The organism is Paenibacillus sp. TSA_86.1 (assembly GCF_052691815.1).
Genome location: NZ_JBQZGE010000007.1, coordinates 144,385 through 164,812 on the forward strand (window position 1 = coordinate 144,385; position 20,428 = coordinate 164,812).

The window sequence follows — 20,428 nt, forward strand, 5'->3', positions numbered from 1 at the left end:
CGTAGATCAGCTAAGCTAACTATTGGCTATCGACCGTCGTATCAGGATGAGGTAGGTGAGTTTATTTCAGGCTTTTTCAATGCGCCTAGTCTATTCTAATTCGGTTCGCATAACTGCATATCCATAGGCGGGTAATTCAATAGCAAGCACACCGTTGTCCAGAGCCGTGCGATGATTGCCCTCAAACAGCTCGCTCCATGGCTGATGACCAGCTTCCAGTTCAACAATGGCAGTTTCCTCCGAACGATTAAATAGAACCAGGATGCGCTCCTCATCGCTTTGCCGCTCCATGACGAGCTGACTTCCGCCCGCTTGGGCTTGCAGGAAACGAACCGTGCCTTCCGCACGCAGTGCAGGATGAGCATGACGTAGAGCAATCAATTTCTGGTAAAAGCGAAGTAACTCCCGATCCTGCCTTGCTTCATCCCATTCCATGCATTTACGGCATCCGGGATCATGTTCGCCGTCGAGGCCAATCTCATCACCATAATAGATGCATGGCGCTCCCATGTAAGTGAACTGGAACAAGGCAGCCAGCTTCATCTTGCGTTGATCGCCATCACATAGCGTAAGCAGGCGTGGGGTATCGTGGCTGTCAAGCAAGTTGAATGCCACTTCACTGGCCTGGAGTGGATAGCGGGATAACTGGCGACCGATGGAGTTGGCAAATTGTTCGGCGTGCATCTTATCTTCCACAAAGAAAGCATTTACGGCTGCGGTAAAAGGGTAGTTCATCGCGGCATCGAACTGATCGCCTTGCAACCAGGCAGAAGATTCGTTCCATATCTCGCCCAGGATATAGGCGTCCGGGTTGGCTGCCTTGACGACCCGGCGGAAATCCCGCCAGAAGGCATCGTCCACTTCATCGGCCACATCGAGGCGCCAGCCGTCGGTACCTACTTCCTTGATCCAATATTCGGCCACCTCCAGCAAGTAGGCCTTCACATCGGAATTTTCCGTATTCAGCTTAGGCATATGGGGCTCAAAGCCAAATGTCTCATAGGTCGGAATGCCATCCTTCACGTCCAACGGGAATTCATGCACATGGAACCAATCCTTGTATTTGGATTCCGCACCGTGCTTCTGCACGTCGAGGAACGGGGCAAACGTTTTGCCGGAATGATTAAACACCGCGTCTAGAAGCACGCGAATACCGCGTTCATGGCACAGTTTAACCAAACGTTTTACTGTATCTGCATCACCGAAATGACGGTCTACACGCAGATAGTCTTCGGTATCATACTTATGATTGGTCGTTGCCTCGAAAATCGGAGTGAAGTAAATGGCATTGATGCCCAGTTCGCTGAGATAATCCAGATGATCCATCACACCTTGCAGGTCACCACCAAAGAAATTAAAGGGGGTAGGTTCACCGCCCCAAGGTTGAACTTCTTTTGGATTGATTTCAGGATTACCATTAGCGAAACGCTCGGGGAAAATCTGATAAAATATGGCATCCTTCACCCATGCTGGGGGAGTAAATACAGCTCCGGCATGAATATATGGGAACTGGAACATGCGGCCCGGATCATCCGGCTCCTCTTCCTGAAAATCCGTTTCGGTCATCCAGATGTGTTCATCCTCGCTTTGGAGTAGAAAAGCATACTTTAACCGATGGTATGGCGGCTTTACTTCCCCTTCGTAGTAGTCAAACATAGAGTCCGAAGTGAATTTGGTCAGAGGAACTCTATTCCGGGTTTCTTTCCACGCGTATTTATCTCCTGTCAGAGCATAAACCTCGGTGAGATCATTTTTTTTGGCACGCAGGCGCAGACGGATTGTATCCTGATCATAGGCATAAGCCCAGTTCCGTTTGGGTTGATGAAAGATAGCTTCGAGCAGCATGTATAAATTCCTCCCGTCAGATGTAAATGTAATATGTTAAAAGAATTGGATGTAGAAATGAACGATAAAGATAGTACGTAGGATATGTAGATCGTAATTGCTTAATGATATAGCTTCATATTACGTGACCGCAGATTGCGTTATAATGAAGGTATGAAAAGAGAGGGCGTACTCCAAACGAGTGACATTGAGTGATGGTTGCCGAGTCAAGGAAGCGGACATTGTAGCTTGTGCAACGTTGCCCAGATATATCATTAACCCAAAGAGGATAGAAAGGAAACGAGTACATAGATGATGAAAACAAAACTGTTATACATTGAGGACGACGTCGAAATTGCAACATGGGTGAGAGAGGATCTGGAGGAACGTGGATATGAGGTTGTCTGGCTGGGAAGTGGGGAGGGTGCTGCTGAGGCTGCGGCAGATTGTTCTCTGGTCATACTGGATGTCATGCTGCCGGGACTGGACGGTTTTACGGTAGGGCAACGTTTGAAAAAAGAACATCCTGCTGTGCCCATCGTTATGCTCTCGGCCAGAACATCCATTGATGACAAATTGCATGGGCTTGATTTTGCCGATGATTATGTGACCAAGCCGTTCCATCCGGACGAGCTTGCTGCGCGGATTGAGGTTCAACTGCGGAAGGCAGGCGCCGGCGTTTCAAGTGATACGGTTCTCAAATTGGACCATCTGTCGATCTATGAGCAAGATAACCGGATCGTCAATGAGCAGACGGGCGAAGAGATTATTTTATCAGGCAAACAGTTCCACATCTTCGCTTATTTGCTCAGACATATGGGCATGATCCGTACCAAAGAACAGATTTACGAGGCGGTCTGGAATGAGTCTTATCTGGATGGGGACAAGACGTTAATGGTGCATATCCGGCATCTACGCGAGAAGCTGGAGCTTGATCCGGCAAATCCGGTGATTATTCAGACGGTGCGTGGTGTGGGCTATCGTGTGAAGAAGCCATGAGTAAAAAAGAACAGCCTATCCGTCCCAAAATAAAGTTTGGGCGATCATTGATGTCCAGATACATGCTTCTGATTTTGGCGGCGTTTCTGTTTGTACCTGTTGTGGTGCCGCTGGTAGCCACAGTTTTCATTGTGATCATCAATAATGCAACTCCCATTGAAGAAGCACCTTACGGTGACGCTGATCGGATTACCAGTCTGTGGATTAGTGAATCCAAAAAGCTGGGTGGGGCTTCTGACCAAATGATAGAGAAACGGATGAAGGAACTGCAGGAGAACTTTCCCAAATCGGCAATGTATCGAGTGGATGCAGCAGGCAGAACGAAGTTAATGCTGGGGGGTAAAGAGGCAGAGGTGTTGAAGCCGAAGTCATTGAATCCTGCGGACAATGTAGAATTGCATGAGACTTCAAATACAGATGTCATACTGAAGTGGGTGATGGTAACCGGCAAGACGGAAGAGACTCGAGTTCCTGCAACGTGGACAGCGAATTATACGATAGAGTTTATGAAAAAAGCCTTGTATCGCGATCCCTTGACCGTTGTTGCTTATGTTGGAGGCGGGAATGAAAACAAAGATCAAGGTTTTATGGTAATCGAAGTCCCTCGTGAGATGCTCCAGAATTCTTCCAGTAACGGACTGATGGAATTCGTCTATTTTGGTGTAGTTATGCTCACTGTTTTTATCATCTTCATCATTATGTCTGTACTGTTCTTTGCTAAAATTCGCAAGCGGCTGATTCATTTGCAGTCAGCAATGGTCGCTCCGAGCAAGGAAGGCATACCGCTTCCTGTGGACGTGAGGAGGTCGGATGAGATCGGGCATTTGGAGGAATCCTTTAACCAGATGGTCTATCAGTTAACGGGGAGTCTTCAGCGTGAACGGGAGGAGGAGCAGCTTCGTAAACGGCTGGTTGCCGGATTATCTCATGATCTGAGAACTCCGTTGACCGTAATTCGCGGGCATATGCATGCATTGCATAAAGAAAACCTCAGCGAGCAAGGCGTTCGGGCGCTGAATCGCATGGAAGGCAAGATGCAGGATCTCGGTGAATTGATCGACAATATGCTCTCTTATAATCTGCTAGCTAGCGGAAGGTATACATTGAAGCTGGAGCAGAAAGATGTACTGCGGATGATGAGGGAGGCTGCCGCTTCATGGTATCCCGTGTGGGAGAAAGAAGGATTCGAGATCGATATTGACCTGCCGGAGTCTCCGTTAATCTGGGATGTGGATGAGCAAGGCTTAAGGCGTGTGCTGGACAATCTATTCCAAAATGTAGTTCGTCATGCCGCCAGCGGTAAGTATATTCGCATCTCCACCGAGCCGATTCAAGGCCAAATTGTCCTGTTAATCGAAGATCACGGGCCGGGAATACAGCCGGATTCAGGAACCAAGGGTACAGGGCTTGGTCTGTCCATCGTAGATTTGCTGATTCGTGAGATGGGTTTACGGAAGCGGGTGGAAAGCACCGAAGCAGGGGTTCGCGTCTATCTGTACAATGGCAAAGATAACAACCAGGAACCTTGAGCCGAGGCACGAGGTTCCTTTTTAAACTAAACTTAAACTTGGATGTACGCTTGCTTTAACCTTGGAAGGTTACGATAGTTCCGAGGTGATGATGAATGAGCGAAAATATTATTCAAACAGCGAATTTATGGAAAACATACAAGGACCGTGCAGCGGTTCGTGAACTTGACCTTCATATTAGAAAGGGAGATATCTACGGCTTCCTCGGTCCCAACGGTGCCGGCAAAACAACAACGATCCGTATGCTTCTCGGATTGATTAAACCGACCAAAGGTGTCATCCGGGTCTTCGACAAAGATATTCGGAAAGAACGTATGGACATTTTACGTCGTGTAGGTTCTCTGGTGGAGTACCCCTCCTATTATGGTCATCTGAATGCGGTAGAGAATCTTGAGGTGTTACGCCGCATTATTAATGTGCCCAAGTCAAGAATTGCGGAAGTGTTATCTATTGTTGATCTAACGAAAGATGCTAAACGAAATGTTAAAGGGTATTCTCTCGGGATGAAACAGCGTTTGGGCATTGCCAGCGCGTTACTCGGTGAACCGGAACTGCTTATTTTGGATGAGCCAACGAACGGACTTGACCCAGCGGGGATTCAGGAGATTCGGGAACTTATCAAACGTATGCCGTTGGAGCATGGCATCACCGTTCTTGTATCCAGTCATCTACTGAGTGAAGTGGAGCAGATGGCGAGCCGAGTCGGCATTATAAGAGATGGCAAAATGGTGATGCAGGATACGATGGCAAGTCTGCACAGTCAGACAGGCAGCTCCATCAGGCTTACGGTGTCTGAACCAGAGACGGCCATGAAGCTTGCTCGTGAGCAGGGGCTATTTGGTCAGAGACAGGGTGCTGCGCTTACCTTCCCTTACATGGATAACAGCGCTGTTGCACTGCTGGTGCGCCGTTTGATTGAACAGGATCATGATGTATACCGGGTTGAAGAACAGAGACAGTCTTTGGAGGATCTCTTCATGCGTGTCATTGGCGAGGGGGCATCCCTATGACAGGACGTGCATTATCAGCCGACTGGCTTAAAATTCGTGGCAAAGGCATCTGGTTTCTTGTATTTCTGGCCCCAATCGGCTTAACGGCCATGCAGGCTCTGAATTTCGGATTAAGACTGGATTATCTGAAAGAGCAGTATGCGGAAAATTTGTGGGGAGGTCTGCTGGGTAACGTGGTTGTTTTTGTGCCGTTGGCTTTAATGCTGGGCGCAACCATTTTGAGTTCGATGATAGCCGGAATAGAGCATGAGCAGGGGTCGTGGAAGCAACTTCTGGCGATGCCGATTAAAAGACCAGCTGTTTATCTTGCAAAGTTTCTGCTGGCTTGTGTGCTACTAATGATCTCATGTTTGTTGTTAACCGCTGGGGTTGTTGGACTGGGGCTTGTGCTTGGTTTCGATGCCAAAGAGATACCGTGGGCACAGGCACTGAAGCTGGGACTTATGCCGCTTGGTGGTGCATTGCCTGTATTGTCTATTGAATTATGGTTTACGCTGGTATCCAAAAATCAGGCGCTACCGGTTACTTTCGGCATTATTCTTGCCATCACCGGTATGTTCTCATCCATGATCTCTCCACAATTTCCACTGGCTTGGGCACAGATGGCGTGGAGTGCTCCTAACGCGTACCTGTACGCAGGGATGGGTGCAGGTTTAGGAATCATCATTCTGCTGGTAGGCATGGTGCACTTCAGCCGGAAGGATGTGGCCTAATATGAATTTTGCTACAACCTATTTTCGTATTTTATCTGCGGAACGTTTGAAAATGGCCAAATCGCCTATCTCGCTTTTGGTTCTGATCAGTCCGCTGATTGCACTGCTCATTGGTCTGTTATCTTCCCCATCAGGTGATTGGATTGCATTGATGTCAGGCATGGTGATGATTCACGGTATGCTCTTGTTGCCAATGCTGACAGGGGTGTTCACCTCATTTGTATGCCGCTTTGAACATGCAGGAGGTGGATGGAAACAGCTCTTGGTTCTGCCACTTACACGTACAGGTGTGTATTTAGGCAAATTCACGGTGGTATTGCTACTCCTGGGTTGTACACAGTTGCTTCTATTAGGAAGTATCGTCTTGACAGGGTTAATTCATGGGATGGCCTCACCGGTACCATGGGGATTCCTTGTCAGCAAGATGCTACTTGGACTTCTGGCATGTATCCCGCTGGCAGCATTACAGATGTTTGTGTCTCTGGTCTGGAGCAGCTTCGCCGCGCCGCTTGCCTTGAACTTCGCGCTAACGATACCTAACATTTTGGTTGGAAACTCCGCAACGTATGGCCCATATTATCCATGGGCACAGCCGATGATTCTGATGCTTCCAATTGAGGGAACAGGGTTTGGTGCGTTCAATGTTCCACTGGGTACACTTTTAACCGTAGTTGGTGGCAGCGCTGTGCTATTTATTGCGATGGGCATGATTTATTTTTCGAAGAAAGAAGTATAAAGTATACGTTCGATGGGAATAACAAATGGATCTTTCCTGAGGCTGTGCATCCAATGATTTGGTATGCAGACAGTCTCAGTTTTTTTATATTATGCGATAAAGGCATAATTCCATCTTTTTCATGCCCAGTGATCTGAATGTTATCCTATTTTATAAGCAAAATTAGACGAGAATCTGGTAAAATAAAAAAAGTTGTTTCTAGTCAGGCGAACATGGTTATTCGAGGGTAAGCCTGTTACAGCCAAAAGTTGTGATTATGTAGTGTTAAAAGAAGATTTGGCTGAGAAAAGAGGGGTAGGCCTTTGGATCATAATAAAACGGAAACCCTGAAACGAATTATTTCTGAGGGTAGCTCTTACCGATCATTGTTTTTTAACCACCCGGATGCCATCTATGTCATGGATACTGAAGGGAATCATATCGATGCTAACCCTTCCTTTGAACGGTTATCTGGCTATAAGATTGGAGAGCTCGCAGGGGTGAATCGGGATCGCATCAGCCCGCCTGAGAGTGAAAAGAGACGCGTACAATTCATCGAAGATGTGCTGGCTGGACGTTCAGTCAGTGAAGCGATGGCCTTTTATCATAAAGATGGTTCTGTGAAACATGCACAGGTGACCTATATACCGATTACAGAAGACGATGAAGTCGTCGGCATCTATGGTATTGCCAAGGATGTAACGGATAAGGTAATCATCGAACAGGAACTGCAGGAGGCACAAGAGAAGTATCAGGTATTGGCAGAACATGCCCAAGATCTGATTACGACTTGCTCCATCGAGGGCGAGCTTCTATATGTCTCACCATCTGTCCGTATGCTGCTGGGCTACGAGCCGGAGGAGGTAACAGGAAAGTCGTTTAAATCCTACTGTTACCCGGGGGATTATCCCGATCCGTTGCAAATTTCGAATATCGGAAATGGATGCAAGATGAGGGTATTGCACAAGGATGGACATTATATCTGGATGGAGACACTGGCAAAACCCGTGGCTGGAGAGCATGGCAAGGTAACACAAATTGTCAGCATCAGCAGGGATATCACCCAGCAAAAGGATGCGGACAGACGTCTTCGCGAGAGCCGAGAGCGGTACAAGTCATTGTTTGAATATAATCCGGCTGCGGTCTATTCCTTGGATCTGGAGGGTAGGTACAGTGCGGTGAACGGCAATATGGTGCAGATGCTCGATATCCCGCGCAGCAAGCTGATTGGACAGTCCTTTCTATCGAATCTGGATAAGAGAGAAATGCACAAGGGTGAAGCCTGCTTTGAGCTTGTGAAGCAGGGAGAACCCCAATATTACGAGACTCGTGTTGTGAATTCCGCTGGCCGTAAGATCGAAGTGTCTGTAACGAATGTGCCGATTATTGTAGATGACGAAATGGTTGGCGTCTACGGTATTGTATCAGACATAACGGAGCGCAAGGAATACACCGAACGTATTCAGGAGCTGAGCAAACAGCATGAGTTGATTCTCAACACCGTTACCGAAGGAATCTACGGATTGGATGCGGATGGTATTACGATGTTTATGAATCCGGCAGCCGCTTCGATGTTCGGTTATGAAGCCCATGAATTTATCGGCAAAAGTTCACATCCGATCATTCACCACTCCCGTGCAGACGGAAGTTATTTTCCTAAAAATGAATGCCCGATTCATATGACGGTGATGGATGGACGGGGGCGTTCGGTGACAGAGGATGTATTCTGGCGGAAAGACGGCAGCAGTTTCCTCGTACAGTATCAGGTGACTCCGATCATTGACGAGGGCCAGATTCGTGGCGCCGTTGTTGTGTTCAATGACGTTACCGGCGAACGTGAGATTGTTCGTGCCAAGGAGACGGCTGAGCTGGCTGCACAGGCCAAGTCGGAGTTTCTTTCACTCGTCAGTCACGAAATCCGGACACCCATGAACGGAATTGTAGGTATGACCGAGCTGTTGATTGGAACGGATTTGTCTGAGGAGCAACGAGAGTACGCTCAGATCATCCAAGAAAGCGGGGACGCACTGCTGAACATCCTGAATGATATTCTGGACTTCAGCAAGCTGGAGTCTGGTAAAATGGCACTGGCCTATGAGCCGTTCTCGTTACGGAGGATGCTGGAGCAGGTTGCGGAGCTGTTCAAACCGCGGGCGGACGAGAAACATCTGCAGATACGCTATCGTTTGAATCCAAATATCCCTGATTATATGGCAGGGGATTCGATGCGTATTCGGCAGATTCTTGTGAACCTTGTTGGCAATGCACTGAAGTTCACAGATCAGGGAACCATTGACGTTACCGTTGATATCATTAAGGGAAATAAACCTGAGCATACTGTACTGGACTTTGCTGTGGAGGACACGGGCATTGGTATCCCGGCAGATAAGCTGGATCAGCTGTTCCAGTCGTTTTCTCAGCTGCATCCAGTCATTAACCGCAAATATGGCGGTACAGGACTGGGGCTTGTCATCTCCAAGAGACTCGTAGAGATTATGGGCGGAAGCATCAGCGTCGAAAGTATCGAGGGAGAAGGTTCCGTATTTCGGTTTGCGATACCAGCTACTCGTGTCGAAGCATCTGGAGAAAAGTCTGCAAGCCAGTTCCAGCATGACCGCACACGGCAAAGTGATAAGGTTGCTATGCGTATTCTCGTGGCAGAAGATCATCCGGTCAACCGAAAGATCATACAGGAATATCTGGAGAAACTGGGTTATGAGGCGGATGTATGCACCAACGGTGTAGAAGCCATTGACGCGATCTCGCAGAATGCCTATGATATTGTGCTGATGGATATTCATATGCCTGTAATGGACGGACTGAAAGCCACCAATCTGTTGCACCGGCTGATTCCTGAGGATCGTATTCCTCCGATTATTGCAGTAACGGGCAATTCCAAGCGGGAAGACAAAGAGGCTTGTCTGGAGATTGGGATGCGAGACTTTATCAGCAAACCGGTTATGCTAAGTGAACTGAAACGTGTTCTGCAGCAATGGGGACCTTCCGAGGACCGGCAACTTGAGCCTAACTGATATAAAAAGATAGATGTAGCAGAACAACCTCCATCTCCACCGTGTGGTGATATGGAGGTTATTTTTTTGATTTTTACCATATCTCAAGCTCGCGGATTAACCTGTTGTTCATCTGGATCTAGGGGAACTAGGCGATGGTCAGGCGGTTAATATTTCCGGACAGAATTTCACAGGAGCGCTCAAACTTCTCGTATTCGTTCTTGTCGAGATTTAATTCAATAATCTCCTGAATGCCACCCTCGCCGATGATCGCAGGGACTCCTGCACAGACATTCTGTTGTCCATATTCTCCGTCCAAAATAGCAGAAACGGCAATAATTTTGTGCTCATCATTCAGGATGGAGCGAGTAATATGGGCGAGTGCATTACCGATGCCGTATTGGGTTGAGCCTTTGCGGGTAAAAATTTCCCAGCCGGCATCCTTCGTCTTTTTGGCGATATCATCCAGATCCAGGTGTTTGAAGCGTTCTTTGTGCTGTTCGAGAATGTGGAGAATAGGCTTGCCACCGATCGTCACATGTGACCAGGCTACAAATTGGGATTCACCATGTTCACCCAGTGCGTAGCCGTGTACACTGCGCGGATCGATGGAGAATACCTCGGACAGCAGAGTTTTGAGCCGTGAAGAGTCGATGGATGTCCCCGTCCCGATGACACGTTCACGTGGCAATCCGGATAATTTCCATACCATATACGTGACGATGTCCACGGGGTTGGCGGCAACGACAAAGATGCCGTTGAAACCACTGTTCATAATCGGAACCACGATATCTTTGGCAATGGACTCCGCCTCCTCCAGAACATCCAGTCTCGTCTGTCCTGGCTTCGGATTGGCACCTGCAGTCAAAATGATGACATCCATGTTGCCACAATCGGCATACGTTCCCGCATACACTTTGGTTCGGTTATGGGTAAAGTCCATGCAATGGGAAAAATCGAGTGCCTGTGCCACAGCACGTTCATACGTTCGATCGACCATCATAATTTCCCTGCATATCGATTGATTAATCATGGAATATGCACAACTTGAACCAACAAGACCCGCCCCGATGACCGCCACTTTACCTGATTTGCCTAACACTGCCCTCATCCTCCATTACATTGGATTCATCCGTTACTTGATCATTCTTATGTTAAGTATAGTCCTTTATTTTATGCTGATATGCAATTCTACGTTACATAAGATAACACATGGAAAAGCTATACAGCAATGATTTCCTCTGTCGCGGGAGCGTATTGGAGTAACGGAGTCAACAAAATTGACATCATTTTGATGCACTCCGAAATTTAGACGGCATTTGCATCTCTCAATTTCGACACGACAGCATTCCTGTAGCTTGTCGGACGATGGGGATTTTTTGCGATATATATACCTGACAAAAGTTCTTACGAATCCCCAGAAACAGAACTAAACCGTCAAAGGGTTCCGTAGGCAAACTGACGAATACATACCGACATGCAAGAGAGAAGCATAGGGAAAGGTTACCCGATCCGATGACAGTTCGTTGCAGGAACGCTGAAGCCGTTATTTTGCAAGTCCAAAAGGCTTCATGATGAAAGCATGCTCAAAAGACTTCATGATGAAAGCATGCTCAAAAGACTTCATTACGGGAGGGAATTTATGATGATTGAAGAAGTAGGAGCAACGACGGAAACGGCCAAGAGCCTGGGTATAGGTGCCAGTACTCTTCGTAAATATGCGGCAGCACTTGAGGAACAGGGGTATCGCTTCGAACGTTCTGCGAATAAGTCCAGACTGTTTAAATCCGATGACATCGAGTGCATTGAACGCTTGATGACAGAGCTTCGGGAGCATAATCTGCCGCTGGCTGATGCGGTAGTTACCGTGTTGTCACCCGCAGAAGCGCAACCACGACAGGAAACGGTACAAGACTTTAACGAGCAAGCAGAGCAGGAGTGTGCTGCTGCCAGTGCTGTGTTATCTGGATCGAATTCATTACCGCCGCTGGAAGTGGATCAGTACGGACAGTTGAGATCCTATGAAGGTCTCGGCCAGCTTGTAAGTGAGGTCACCCACGGTGCGGTAGAACCGCGGCAAGAAGAGGATGATCGTGTGCAGGTGTTGCAGCACCGGGTGGATGAACTGGAGCTGACACTTCAGCATCTGGCGGAGAGCCATCTTGCGCTCCAGGAACAGATGGAGAAGCAACGTCAGTGGATGAACGAAAAGCTGGAGGAGGAGCGGGATCGCGAACTGGTCACGAATCTGCGCAGTTACCAGGGGAGAAAACGCAAGTCTAAAGTCACTTCGCTCCGTATGTTGTTTGGTTTGCTGCCAAAGAAACATAAGGAAGCCTGATGATCCTGCATTCCTGATGATCGTGATTTCACCTATGCAGCCTGATATAATTAGCTCCAATACAACATGAAGTCCAGCCGATAATCAGCTGTTCAACATTACAGGACAGGGATGGGATCAGATAACAGGAGCTGGCATGGGAGGCAACATGGAGCTGGAGCGAAGCTGGCAAAGATGGCTTGGGCAATTCATAGACCGTCCTGGGCGGCAAGGAACGATTATAGGGGATCGCTATGTTATACGGGAGTTGTTGGGTATAGGGAGCTACGGATTGACCTATCTCTGTGTGGATCAACAGACGGGTAAGGAAGTAGCGTTGAAGGAGTCAAAGCCCAGTAAGGGGAGACTTTCCGCACGGCTGTTGAGCAGGGAAGCGGATGTGTTACAGCACCTGCAACATCCGGCCATTCCTAAGCTGCTGCACACGTTCGCAGTGCGAAGACGGAATTATATGGTGACGGAGTATGTCCGGGGACAGACGCTGGAGCAATTGATTTTTGAACAAGGGCAGCAATATACAGAGCTTGAATGCGTAGAGCTTGCCAGCCAGCTGCTGACTCCGGTGGCTCATGTGCATGATCAGGGATATATTCATGGCGATGTACGAATTCCTAACGTTATTTTACGGGGAGGACGAGTGCATTTGATTGATTTTGGCTTGGCAAGACGCTTGGGGGAGCCGTTGTTGCCAGAGCTGAAGCGCCGAATGAAGGAAGTGCCTGAACCTGAAGATGAACCGGCGATCCCTGATCAGGATCTGCAAGATTTCGGTCACTTCCTGCTTTTCATGCTGTATTCAGCCTATGAGCCCCAGAAGGGAAGCGTGTCTGCCAGTTGGCAGGAGGAGCTTCGACTTACGCCTGAGCTGCATGAGATGCTGGAGCGGCTTCTTGGGCTTCGTCCGGGTTATGAGGGCGGGGCAAGAGAGCTGCAGCGTGAGATGGACCGTTTGAAGTTGTTATTACGGTGAGGGAAGTCTGCAGGTAAGCAAGCGAAGCATTATGCGTTTAAATAAAAAACAGGGGTGTTCAGCTGACCGTCCGTACGGTATCAGCGAACACCCCTTTGTTCATGTGTGCAGATCCATCTTTTGTCTAGGGCGTGTCTTGAAACCGACTGAAGTGCATCTTTTGCCGCCTTTTCGCCCCCTGCTGCGTCACTTTCCCTTGACGTGCCCCCGCACGCCTTCGGTAAACTTCCTGGCTTGGAACGAAAATTCGGAAAATCTGCTTCCTTCAGCGTTCTCAGACACACCCTAGCTGGATTTGTGTTTTCTGCTTTTGTAATAACCGGAACCATGGCGCTGATCCCTGTATTTCATATCTGAAGAGGAATAGCGCTTGTAGCTGCGTTTACCGGATGAACTGCTATATTTTTTATAGGATCGTTTATTGGATGAACTGTAACGTTTGTGGTTAGAAGAGGACTTGGAGTCGATTAGTTTGCCTATAAGTTTCTTAAACATGAGTCGCTCACCCTTTCGTTTTCAGTTATTCTAGGCTAATACGTAGCTTGCCCAATTGAGGTTTCGTGTTTTGGAGAAAAGAGTGTTCATCTATTGGCGGCTTGGCGTATAATAGGATGTTGGTTAAGTTACTGGAATTTTTTATTTTGAGCGTTTCGCGTTACAATAGAAGACAGGATAAGATCATAACGGACAAGGAGTAGTTGGCATGATCACGATAAAGACCAAAGAACAGATTGAATATATGAAAAAAGCGGGCGAAATCCTGGCGGCGTGCCATAGAGAAATCGCAAAACTGATTCGTCCGGGAATCACAACACAGGAAATTGACCAGTTCGCAGAAGCGTTTATGAAGAAAAATGGCGCTATACCGGAGCAAAAGGGATACAACGGTTATCCGTATGCGACATGTGCGTCGGTTAATGACGTGATCTGTCACGGCTTTCCGGGAAAATATGTCCTGAAAGACGGCGATATCGTCACGATCGACATGGTTGTTAATTTGGATGGCTGGCTTGCCGACTCGGCTTGGTCTTATGCTGTGGGGAATGTAAGTCCGAAGGCACAGCATCTGCTGGATGTGACGAAAAACTCCCTGTACAAAGGCATTGAGCTAGCGGTTGTCGGTAACCGGATCGGAGACATCTCCAATGCGATTCAGCAGTATGCTGAGGGAGAAGGTCTGGCGGTCGTTCGTGAATTTATTGGACACGGCATTGGGGAGAAGATGCACGAAGAGCCGCAAGTTCCTCACTATGGCCCGCCACATCGCGGCCCACGTCTCAAGGAAGGCATGGTCATTACCATTGAACCGATGTTGAATATCGGAACGTTCCGCAGCAAGCTGGATTCAGATGGCTGGACTGCACGCACATTGGATGGGAGTCTGTCTGCCCAGTATGAGCATACGATTGCGATTACAGCCGATGGGCCGGTTATTTTGACTGAACAGTAAGACGGTTGATAGGTTTTAATGGGGAATGGGAAGCTAGCTTTAGGTGGGTGAACTACACATACAGGACAGGAGCCTATCTGCCCGGTATGAAAGTATCATGTCATTTCACAGTTGGCTATGTCATTTTCACCGCGCGGTAAAGTTAGTTCAGAAAATCTTAAGGCTGAGTGACGGAGAGTCCCCATAAGGATGCTTGAAAAAAACTATACTAAGCTTGGTCTAGAGCTATAATGTGAAGATATTTATATATTTCCGGGCGGCCCACGTTTGTGATCCGCCTGTTTCGGTTTAAACTATTATGAAGATCAACATAGAGCCAGTGGTGCACCTGCGTTACTGCGGATGACAAGGGCTGACCTTGAAGCCACTGGGAATCAGGAGGTTATTTTAATGAATGTAAACAAACAGATCGTACTGGCGTCCCGTCCTGAAGGGGCTCCTTCCCAAGAAAATTTTGAATTTGTTGAGGCGCCGTTACCTGAACCGGAAGCTGGGCAAGTGCTGGTTCGTACATTATATTTATCGGTTGATCCGTACATGCGGGGACGAATGAAAGATACGAAATCATACGCAGCGCCATACGCCTTGAACGAAGTTATTAAGGGGGGCGCAATCGGGCAAGTCGTAGAATCTTCCGAGCCGAATTTGCGTAAGGGTGACCTGGTCACCGGGATGTGGGGCTGGCAGCAATATGCTGCAGTTAATACAACGGATCTGTCACTGATTGATTCAGACGAGGCTCCAATTACAGCCTACCTGGGTGCACTTGGCCTGACAGGTTTGACCGCTTACTTTGGCATGGAGGATATCGGCAAACCCAAAGATGGCGAGACCGTTGTAGTGTCCGGTGCGGCAGGAGCTGTGGGCATGATTGCGGGCCAGATCGGTAAAATTGTCGGTGCGCGTGTAGTCGGTATTGCAGGTTCTGACGAAAAATGTGCTTATCTGAGAGAAAAGCTTGGGTTTGACGTTGTACTGAATTACAAAAACGAACAAGATATGTCTGCAGCGATTGAGAAGGCTTGTCCGAACGGCGTTGACGTGTATTTCGACAATGTTGGCGGCGAAATTTCAGATGCGGTGTTGCGTCATATCAACCGGAATGCACGTATTCCCCTGTGCGGACAGATCTCATCTTATAATCTGGAGAAACCCGACATCGGCATGCGTCCGCAGACGTTACTTCTAACCAATACGGCACTGATGAAAGGTTTCCTGCTGGGTGATTATACAAAGTCCTTCAAGGAAGGGCGTGCCAAGCTGGCAAAATGGATTCAGGAAGGCAAACTTCAATATGAAGAGAATATTGTAGATGGTTTCGAACGGACGCCGGAAGCGTTCATGGGTCTTTTCTCGGGAGATAATCTGGGCAAGCAACTGGTGAAGGTTGCAGATCCTGAATAGATGGCATTGTGCTTCGAGTCGAATAGCCTGAGTAGATTAAGTTAAGCGAGTTGAGCAAGTTGAAACAAACTTGGGTTCAGTGAATTGATCGGTCCGGGTTAAGTATGCTGAACCATGTTGTGTCCGGCGTTGCTAGCTACTAAAAGTAAAAGACACGTTCTCCGCACCTTGGATGGTGATGAACGTGTCTTTTTTAGTTTTTTAGCTGCTGTGATATCCCGTGATTTCTTAATTGTCCTAGTTCTATAGTTTAGGAGAACCGGGATACTTTAGCTGCCTATTGTTGAACAGTCAGTACTTCCTTGTAGTGCTTGTACATATAAACACGCCAGCGCACAATCATGCCGAATGCCAGCAGGAAGAACAGCCCGCCCGTTTGCGGGATGCTGACGTATCGCTGGATGACTTCATGCAGAATCAGGCGTACAGCGAGCAATCCGAGCAAAATAAAAGCAAAGCTGCGGGAGCGTGTGGCAAAAATCTCTTCCCCTACGCGTTCAAATCGGGTGCTGCGAATGAGCGGATACGAGAAAATAAACCAGCCGACCAGAAGTGCGATCAAAGCCCACAACCATGGAACATGTGTCTCTGGTACAACAAACATAAAAAAGCCTGTGCTCATGCCGAGCGGCGGAATAATAATTTTACGGATGGTGACCGGCCTGTGGCTGGCTTTCATACGAATAAAGATGGCAAGCAAGGCCATGACAAGCATGCCCACGGTCGCCCCGATTTGAAGATAGTACGGAGAGATTTGAGCCACATAAACGCCCTCTTTCTGGAATGATATGTAATCCGATGAATCGGATGAGATACATAAGACCTGATTTTTCAGTTCCTATTATAGCATAAATACGAGAACTCAATAGAACACATATATGAACGCATATATTGTAAAACCATAGGTGATGAGGATCATTTTTATTTGGAAAATATGTAGTATTGTTCCCGGTGAGAGAGCGTTTATACGAATTCGGGGAAATTAGCGGATGTGGAAGAACAAGCAAAGCACTGCTGTAGAAGGATAGATGGAGACTTGTAGTAGATGGATAAACGGAGAATGATATGCATGGGGAACGCGGATAAGATGTGTATGGACAGATGGGGGAGTGTAGAGTATTGATAAACGGAGATGCTGTGCGTGGGGAGTATAGGCAAGAGGTGTAGGACGGTCGGAGAAGTGTAAAGCGTAGATATACGGAGATGGCTGAGCCTGGGGAATGCGGATAAGATGTAGCGGGTTGGCTTGCTGCAAAAAGTACACACACACTGAGTATGCTGCTAAGCAGTCTCGGAGAGTGCTGGATAACGTTAAATAATGGTGGATTATGGAAGGGTGGAGGGGGAATAAATGAAAAAAAGAATCACAGTAGAAACGGACGAATAGTAAGGCACCCTTTGAGGGTGACCTATACTCATCACATGATATCCAGTCCCAAAGCGTTCAACCCCTGCGCACATCGCATACCCCTTGCAGGCTAACGATCACCAGAAGCCTTATTTATCCCATTTCCAGCTCATTTTAATCCTAACGATCAGGAGAAACCTTATTTTGTGAATTTCCGGGTTTTTTCACCGTTTCTAGCCCATTTTTGCGAAAATAGCGTCTCTGGTGATCGTTAGAATTTCAAAATGCTGTTTATCGAGTATATAAGCTCTCTGGTGATCGTTAGAATTCTGCTAGACGTATAAACGCCCAACATTAGTCGATCATTCTGGTCTGACCTGATCAGATCTAACTAATCCGACCGGGAGTACGTTAGTGATAACCACTTTTGTTATTAAGTAGGGAGCGTGTGCTGCGAACTTTACGTAGGGCGTGGCGAAAAGCTTGATTAATGTTAGTTTGATGGTTAGATGGTTTCGATTACTTGGTGTAGCTCGCTTAGACTGTATCCATCGTTCAGTTACTTACGTGTGTCCCAACCGTCCTGCTTTGCTCGGGTACTTAGGCATGTCTTGGCACGCTTACTTTTTGTCTAGACGGCCGAGCATCCACTCTTGGTTGGAAGCAAAGTGCGGACGCAGGGAGTTATATATGGTGCGCAAAGCTAAACTAATTATGTTTAGTTAGACGGGCTTCGATTGGCTGCAAAGCTTGGTCAGGTACCTTCTCTTGTTAGTTACCCGGGCTAGTCCCGAGTTGTTTACCTCCTGTAATTACGACCATGGAGACCATGGAATGTCCTAATAGAAAAGAAACGGCTCTGTTTATACGTCTGCTGAAAGATGGCGCAGACCGTGGAGAAAGGCGGACACGGTCAGACGCAGGCTATCGTCCGGACTGAAATTCAAGCCGAAGCCGTCCTGTGCCTCAATGGAGGCGAATCCGTGGCAGAGGCTCCGCAATCCCCGAACAGCGTGCAACGCTTGCGCTTCGGTGAGGGGATAGGGCTGCAAGGTATGCAGCAGCATGTTCAGCAGCGCTGTTTTGCATGCCTCGAGCTGAGGTTCATTCAGATCGGGCGCACGGTATGCGGCTTCGTAGAGCCCAGGGTGCTGGCGAACGAAGCCCAAGTAAGCGGCGGCGATGGCTTGAATTGCCTCGTCGCCAGTGCGGTCAGCCGCGGCTTCAGTAAGGGCGCGGCCGAGGTGTTGCACAGACATCAGCGCCAGTTCCTGGCGAAGCCCGGGGAGCCCGCTGATGTGGTTATAGAGCGACGGCGAGCGCACATCCAGCCGCTTCGCCAGAGCGGCCAGGGTCAGCGCCTCAAAGCCGTCGCTGTCCAGGATCTGGGCCGCGGCGCTGAGCAGTGCGCCGCGATCCAGACCTTGCCGGGGGCTCATCGCTGTCCCCCGGCTAATTGCAGTCGCTGCTGAGCATCAGCGACTGCCGCGCGCATGGCCGCCGCGGGCTGGCGCAGCATCCGTCCGTGGCCAACGGCCAGCACGGACGGTTCCAGCTCCGCCAGGCGCTTCGCGCTGGCTAGTGCCGCTTCGCGATTCCACGTGGCCAGCGCAGGGAACGGGAAGAGCGGGCGCACGCGGCCGGAGACGGCGAGGCCCCCGCGAACCTGATACGCATCGCCGACAATTAGCAGTCGGCTGCGTGTATCCATGAAGGCCATATGCCCTGGCGTATGGCCTGGAGAAGCAATGGCGACCAGCGAGCCGATCTGGTCGCCATCTTCGAGCAGCCGATCCGGCTTCGTGCGGACGGCTTTGGGAACACTGCCGCGTATCGGGGTCTGCGGCTCGTGCGGCAACAGGGAAGTGTCACCGGTTAACAGCTGGGCATCCCGACGGGAGATGCACACCTCGGCATCGGGGAGTGCAGCCTTAAGACCATCGAGCGCGCCAATATGATCCGCATGGGCGTGAGTCAGGATGATGGTGTTAATGGGTTTCCCTAGTGAAGCGGCTGTCGCCAGAATACCTTTGAGGCTGAATGGCATCCCGGCATCAATCAGGGTGAGGCTCTCTTCTTCTTCAACCAGATAGACATTTACAGGGAAGAGACGGGGGAGAAATGTGACTTGGTGGACATCGAATTCACGGACAATACGCATCAGAAAACCTCCAGAAAACTAATGATGTTAGTAATATAACTAATGACATTAGTTTTGGCAATAGTGTTTCTGAAAATAGCCTGACAGCCCCTAATTAGAATAAAATAAAACTTTACAAAAAAAGCGTTTTCAAAATGAAGATTACCGATTATAATAATCACGTAAGCCCTTTCATATGTCTATCTTATTGGAGCCCTTCGCGAAGCGAAAGGCTCACTTTTTTATGTAGATAACCTTCCCGAGCGGGGGATATCAGGTGTGATTTCAACGAATCATGGATACGGTGTAATTATTGATATAACAGGTAATTTCGTACTCCAACGACGTTCAGGAGCAAATGTTGACAAACATAACTGTTATTCATATAATGACAGTTATACTTACCTTGGATTGAAGTTCATCGGCGCAATATGCCGGGAAGGGAGTAAGTGATGAACAGCGAATTCACCATTGCGGTGCATTGCCTTGTTTTTCTATCCATGAGAAGCGAGTGTATGGCTAACAGTGAAGACCTGTCCCAGAGTGTGGGTACACACCCGGCCAGAGTCCGCAAGGTATTGAGTGTTCTGCGTAAACATGGTTACCTGACGACAAAGGAAGGTGCTCATGGCGGTTACTTGCTTAGCCGTCCGAGTGAAGAGATTAAGCTAGGGGAAGTCTACAGACTTGTCGCCGGAGGTTCGCTGGGACCAAGCTGGTGTTCAGGTGAATCGGGTTCACCGTGTAAAGTATCCTCTAATATGCAGGAGGTCATGGGTGCTATATATGGTGGAGGGGAAGAGGCACTGAGTGCTTATTTCGATCGCATATCCATCCTTGATGTGAGGCAAAGTATTGAGCGTGGAGAAGGCCCGTTTCCGATGGAAGGTTTATCTGCCAGCGAGAAGTCCTGATGGGTACTGTGAAACGGAATGTCATGTGTTAATTGCACCATGATTTGGCTGAGTCAAGTA

At 48.4% G+C, this 20,428-nt stretch carries 17 protein-coding genes; 11 read left to right on the forward strand and 6 right to left on the reverse strand.

Annotated features, from left to right (window positions below; genetic code table 11):
• Window positions 1-90 precede the first annotated feature (90 nt).
• Window positions 91-1,845 carry an alpha-glycosidase gene (locus ACUTVW_RS15995; RefSeq protein ID WP_445646725.1) on the reverse strand — a complete coding sequence of 585 codons (1,755 nt, stop codon included), beginning with the start codon at window positions 1,843-1,845 and terminating at the stop codon, window positions 91-93.
• Between the two features lie 294 nt (window positions 1,846-2,139).
• On the opposite strand from ACUTVW_RS15995, the gene ACUTVW_RS16000 reads away from it, so the two are divergent.
• From ACUTVW_RS16000 to ACUTVW_RS16025, 6 genes are all read left to right on the forward strand, one after another.
• Window positions 2,140-2,823 carry a response regulator transcription factor gene (locus ACUTVW_RS16000; RefSeq protein WP_445646794.1) on the forward strand — a complete coding sequence of 228 codons (684 nt, stop codon included), beginning with the start codon at window positions 2,140-2,142 and terminating at the stop codon, window positions 2,821-2,823.
• On the forward strand, window positions 2,820-4,352 hold the full coding sequence (locus ACUTVW_RS16005) for an ATP-binding protein (protein WP_445646726.1): 1,533 nt from the start codon (window positions 2,820-2,822) through the stop codon (window positions 4,350-4,352). Before ACUTVW_RS16000 ends, ACUTVW_RS16005 begins: the two co-directional genes overlap by 4 nt.
• Window positions 4,353-4,447: 95 nt before the next feature.
• A complete protein-coding gene (locus tag ACUTVW_RS16010) occupies window positions 4,448-5,362 on the forward strand; it encodes an ABC transporter ATP-binding protein (protein WP_445646727.1) in 915 nt (304 codons plus the stop codon).
• Window positions 5,359-6,075, forward strand: coding sequence for an ABC transporter permease (locus tag ACUTVW_RS16015; protein ID WP_445646728.1), 717 nt, complete (start codon window positions 5,359-5,361; stop codon window positions 6,073-6,075). Before ACUTVW_RS16010 ends, ACUTVW_RS16015 begins: the two co-directional genes overlap by 4 nt.
• Before the next feature lies 1 nt (window position 6,076).
• Window positions 6,077-6,811, forward strand: a complete 735-nt coding sequence (locus ACUTVW_RS16020; RefSeq protein ID WP_445646729.1) for an ABC transporter permease — start codon at window positions 6,077-6,079, stop codon at window positions 6,809-6,811.
• 302 nt (window positions 6,812-7,113) lie between these two features.
• The gene (locus ACUTVW_RS16025; protein ID WP_445646730.1) at window positions 7,114-9,822 is read left to right on the forward strand and encodes a PAS domain S-box protein; all 2,709 of its coding nucleotides are present in this window, start codon (window positions 7,114-7,116) and stop codon (window positions 9,820-9,822) included.
• A 127-nt stretch (window positions 9,823-9,949) separates the two neighbouring features.
• Here ACUTVW_RS16025 and ACUTVW_RS16030 read toward each other — a convergent pair whose 3' ends face one another.
• Complete coding sequence (locus tag ACUTVW_RS16030) at window positions 9,950-10,903, reverse strand: L-lactate dehydrogenase (RefSeq protein WP_445646731.1); 954 nt, start codon at window positions 10,901-10,903, stop codon at window positions 9,950-9,952.
• A gap of 540 nt (window positions 10,904-11,443) precedes the next feature.
• Here ACUTVW_RS16030 and ACUTVW_RS16035 point away from each other — a divergent pair.
• Together ACUTVW_RS16035 and ACUTVW_RS16040 are read left to right on the forward strand one after the other, a co-directional pair.
• Window positions 11,444-12,142, forward strand: coding sequence for a hypothetical protein (locus tag ACUTVW_RS16035; protein ID WP_445646732.1), 699 nt, complete (start codon window positions 11,444-11,446; stop codon window positions 12,140-12,142).
• A gap of 136 nt (window positions 12,143-12,278) precedes the next feature.
• Complete coding sequence (locus ACUTVW_RS16040) at window positions 12,279-13,112, forward strand: serine/threonine-protein kinase (RefSeq protein WP_445646733.1); 834 nt, start codon at window positions 12,279-12,281, stop codon at window positions 13,110-13,112.
• A gap of 285 nt (window positions 13,113-13,397) precedes the next feature.
• Here ACUTVW_RS16040 and ACUTVW_RS16045 read toward each other — a convergent pair whose 3' ends face one another.
• The gene (locus tag ACUTVW_RS16045; protein ID WP_445646734.1) at window positions 13,398-13,607 is read right to left on the reverse strand and encodes a hypothetical protein; all 210 of its coding nucleotides are present in this window, start codon (window positions 13,605-13,607) and stop codon (window positions 13,398-13,400) included.
• A 208-nt stretch (window positions 13,608-13,815) separates the two neighbouring features.
• Here ACUTVW_RS16045 and map point away from each other — a divergent pair, with 208 nt between their 5' ends.
• Window positions 13,816-14,562, forward strand: a complete 747-nt coding sequence (gene map / locus ACUTVW_RS16050) for a type I methionyl aminopeptidase (RefSeq protein ID WP_434748263.1) — start codon at window positions 13,816-13,818, stop codon at window positions 14,560-14,562.
• 390 nt (window positions 14,563-14,952) lie between these two features.
• The gene (locus ACUTVW_RS16055; protein WP_445646735.1) at window positions 14,953-15,966 is read left to right on the forward strand and encodes an NADP-dependent oxidoreductase; all 1,014 of its coding nucleotides are present in this window, start codon (window positions 14,953-14,955) and stop codon (window positions 15,964-15,966) included.
• Window positions 15,967-16,243: 277 nt separating this feature from the next.
• Here ACUTVW_RS16055 and ACUTVW_RS16060 read toward each other — a convergent pair whose 3' ends face one another.
• The 3 genes from ACUTVW_RS16060 to ACUTVW_RS16070 all read right to left on the reverse strand — a co-directional run bounded on the left by ACUTVW_RS16060 (window position 16,244) and on the right by ACUTVW_RS16070 (window position 19,475).
• Window positions 16,244-16,729 (reverse strand): CcdC family protein, encoded by a 486-nt coding sequence (locus tag ACUTVW_RS16060; RefSeq protein WP_445646736.1) that lies wholly within the window; start codon window positions 16,727-16,729, stop codon window positions 16,244-16,246.
• 1,448 nt (window positions 16,730-18,177) lie between these two features.
• Window positions 18,178-18,753 carry a TetR/AcrR family transcriptional regulator gene (locus ACUTVW_RS16065; protein ID WP_445646737.1) on the reverse strand — a complete coding sequence of 192 codons (576 nt, stop codon included), beginning with the start codon at window positions 18,751-18,753 and terminating at the stop codon, window positions 18,178-18,180.
• Window positions 18,750-19,475, reverse strand: coding sequence for an MBL fold metallo-hydrolase (locus ACUTVW_RS16070; RefSeq protein WP_445646738.1), 726 nt, complete (start codon window positions 19,473-19,475; stop codon window positions 18,750-18,752). The genes ACUTVW_RS16065 and ACUTVW_RS16070 overlap by 4 nt, the downstream gene beginning before the upstream one ends.
• A 431-nt stretch (window positions 19,476-19,906) precedes the next feature.
• On the opposite strand from ACUTVW_RS16070, the gene ACUTVW_RS16075 reads away from it, so the two are divergent.
• The gene (locus ACUTVW_RS16075) at window positions 19,907-20,368 is read left to right on the forward strand and encodes an RrF2 family transcriptional regulator (RefSeq protein ID WP_434748260.1); all 462 of its coding nucleotides are present in this window, start codon (window positions 19,907-19,909) and stop codon (window positions 20,366-20,368) included.
• Window positions 20,369-20,428: the final 60 nt, after the last annotated feature.

Bases quoted from the DNA above. Each gene is read 5' to 3' on its own strand.
- ACUTVW_RS15995 (WP_445646725.1), bottom strand. From the start codon at position 1,845: ATGCTGCTCGAAGCTATCTTTCATCAACCCAAACGGAACTGGGCTTAT.
- ACUTVW_RS16000 (WP_445646794.1), top strand. From the start codon at position 2,140: ATGAAAACAAAACTGTTATACATTGAGGACGACGTCGAAATTGCAACA.
- map (WP_434748263.1), top strand. From the start codon at position 13,816: ATGATCACGATAAAGACCAAAGAACAGATTGAATATATGAAAAAAGCG.
- ACUTVW_RS16070 (WP_445646738.1), bottom strand. From the start codon at position 19,475: ATGCGTATTGTCCGTGAATTCGATGTCCACCAAGTCACATTTCTCCCC.
- ACUTVW_RS16045 (WP_445646734.1), bottom strand. From the start codon at position 13,607: ATGTTTAAGAAACTTATAGGCAAACTAATCGACTCCAAGTCCTCTTCT.
- ACUTVW_RS16035 (WP_445646732.1), top strand. From the start codon at position 11,444: ATGATGATTGAAGAAGTAGGAGCAACGACGGAAACGGCCAAGAGCCTG.
- ACUTVW_RS16015 (WP_445646728.1), top strand. From the start codon at position 5,359: ATGACAGGACGTGCATTATCAGCCGACTGGCTTAAAATTCGTGGCAAA.
- ACUTVW_RS16065 (WP_445646737.1), bottom strand. From the start codon at position 18,753: ATGAGCCCCCGGCAAGGTCTGGATCGCGGCGCACTGCTCAGCGCCGCG.
- ACUTVW_RS16075 (WP_434748260.1), top strand. From the start codon at position 19,907: ATGAACAGCGAATTCACCATTGCGGTGCATTGCCTTGTTTTTCTATCC.
- ACUTVW_RS16040 (WP_445646733.1), top strand. From the start codon at position 12,279: ATGGGAGGCAACATGGAGCTGGAGCGAAGCTGGCAAAGATGGCTTGGG.
- ACUTVW_RS16055 (WP_445646735.1), top strand. From the start codon at position 14,953: ATGAATGTAAACAAACAGATCGTACTGGCGTCCCGTCCTGAAGGGGCT.
- ACUTVW_RS16010 (WP_445646727.1), top strand. From the start codon at position 4,448: ATGAGCGAAAATATTATTCAAACAGCGAATTTATGGAAAACATACAAG.
- ACUTVW_RS16005 (WP_445646726.1), top strand. From the start codon at position 2,820: ATGAGTAAAAAAGAACAGCCTATCCGTCCCAAAATAAAGTTTGGGCGA.
- ACUTVW_RS16020 (WP_445646729.1), top strand. From the start codon at position 6,077: ATGAATTTTGCTACAACCTATTTTCGTATTTTATCTGCGGAACGTTTG.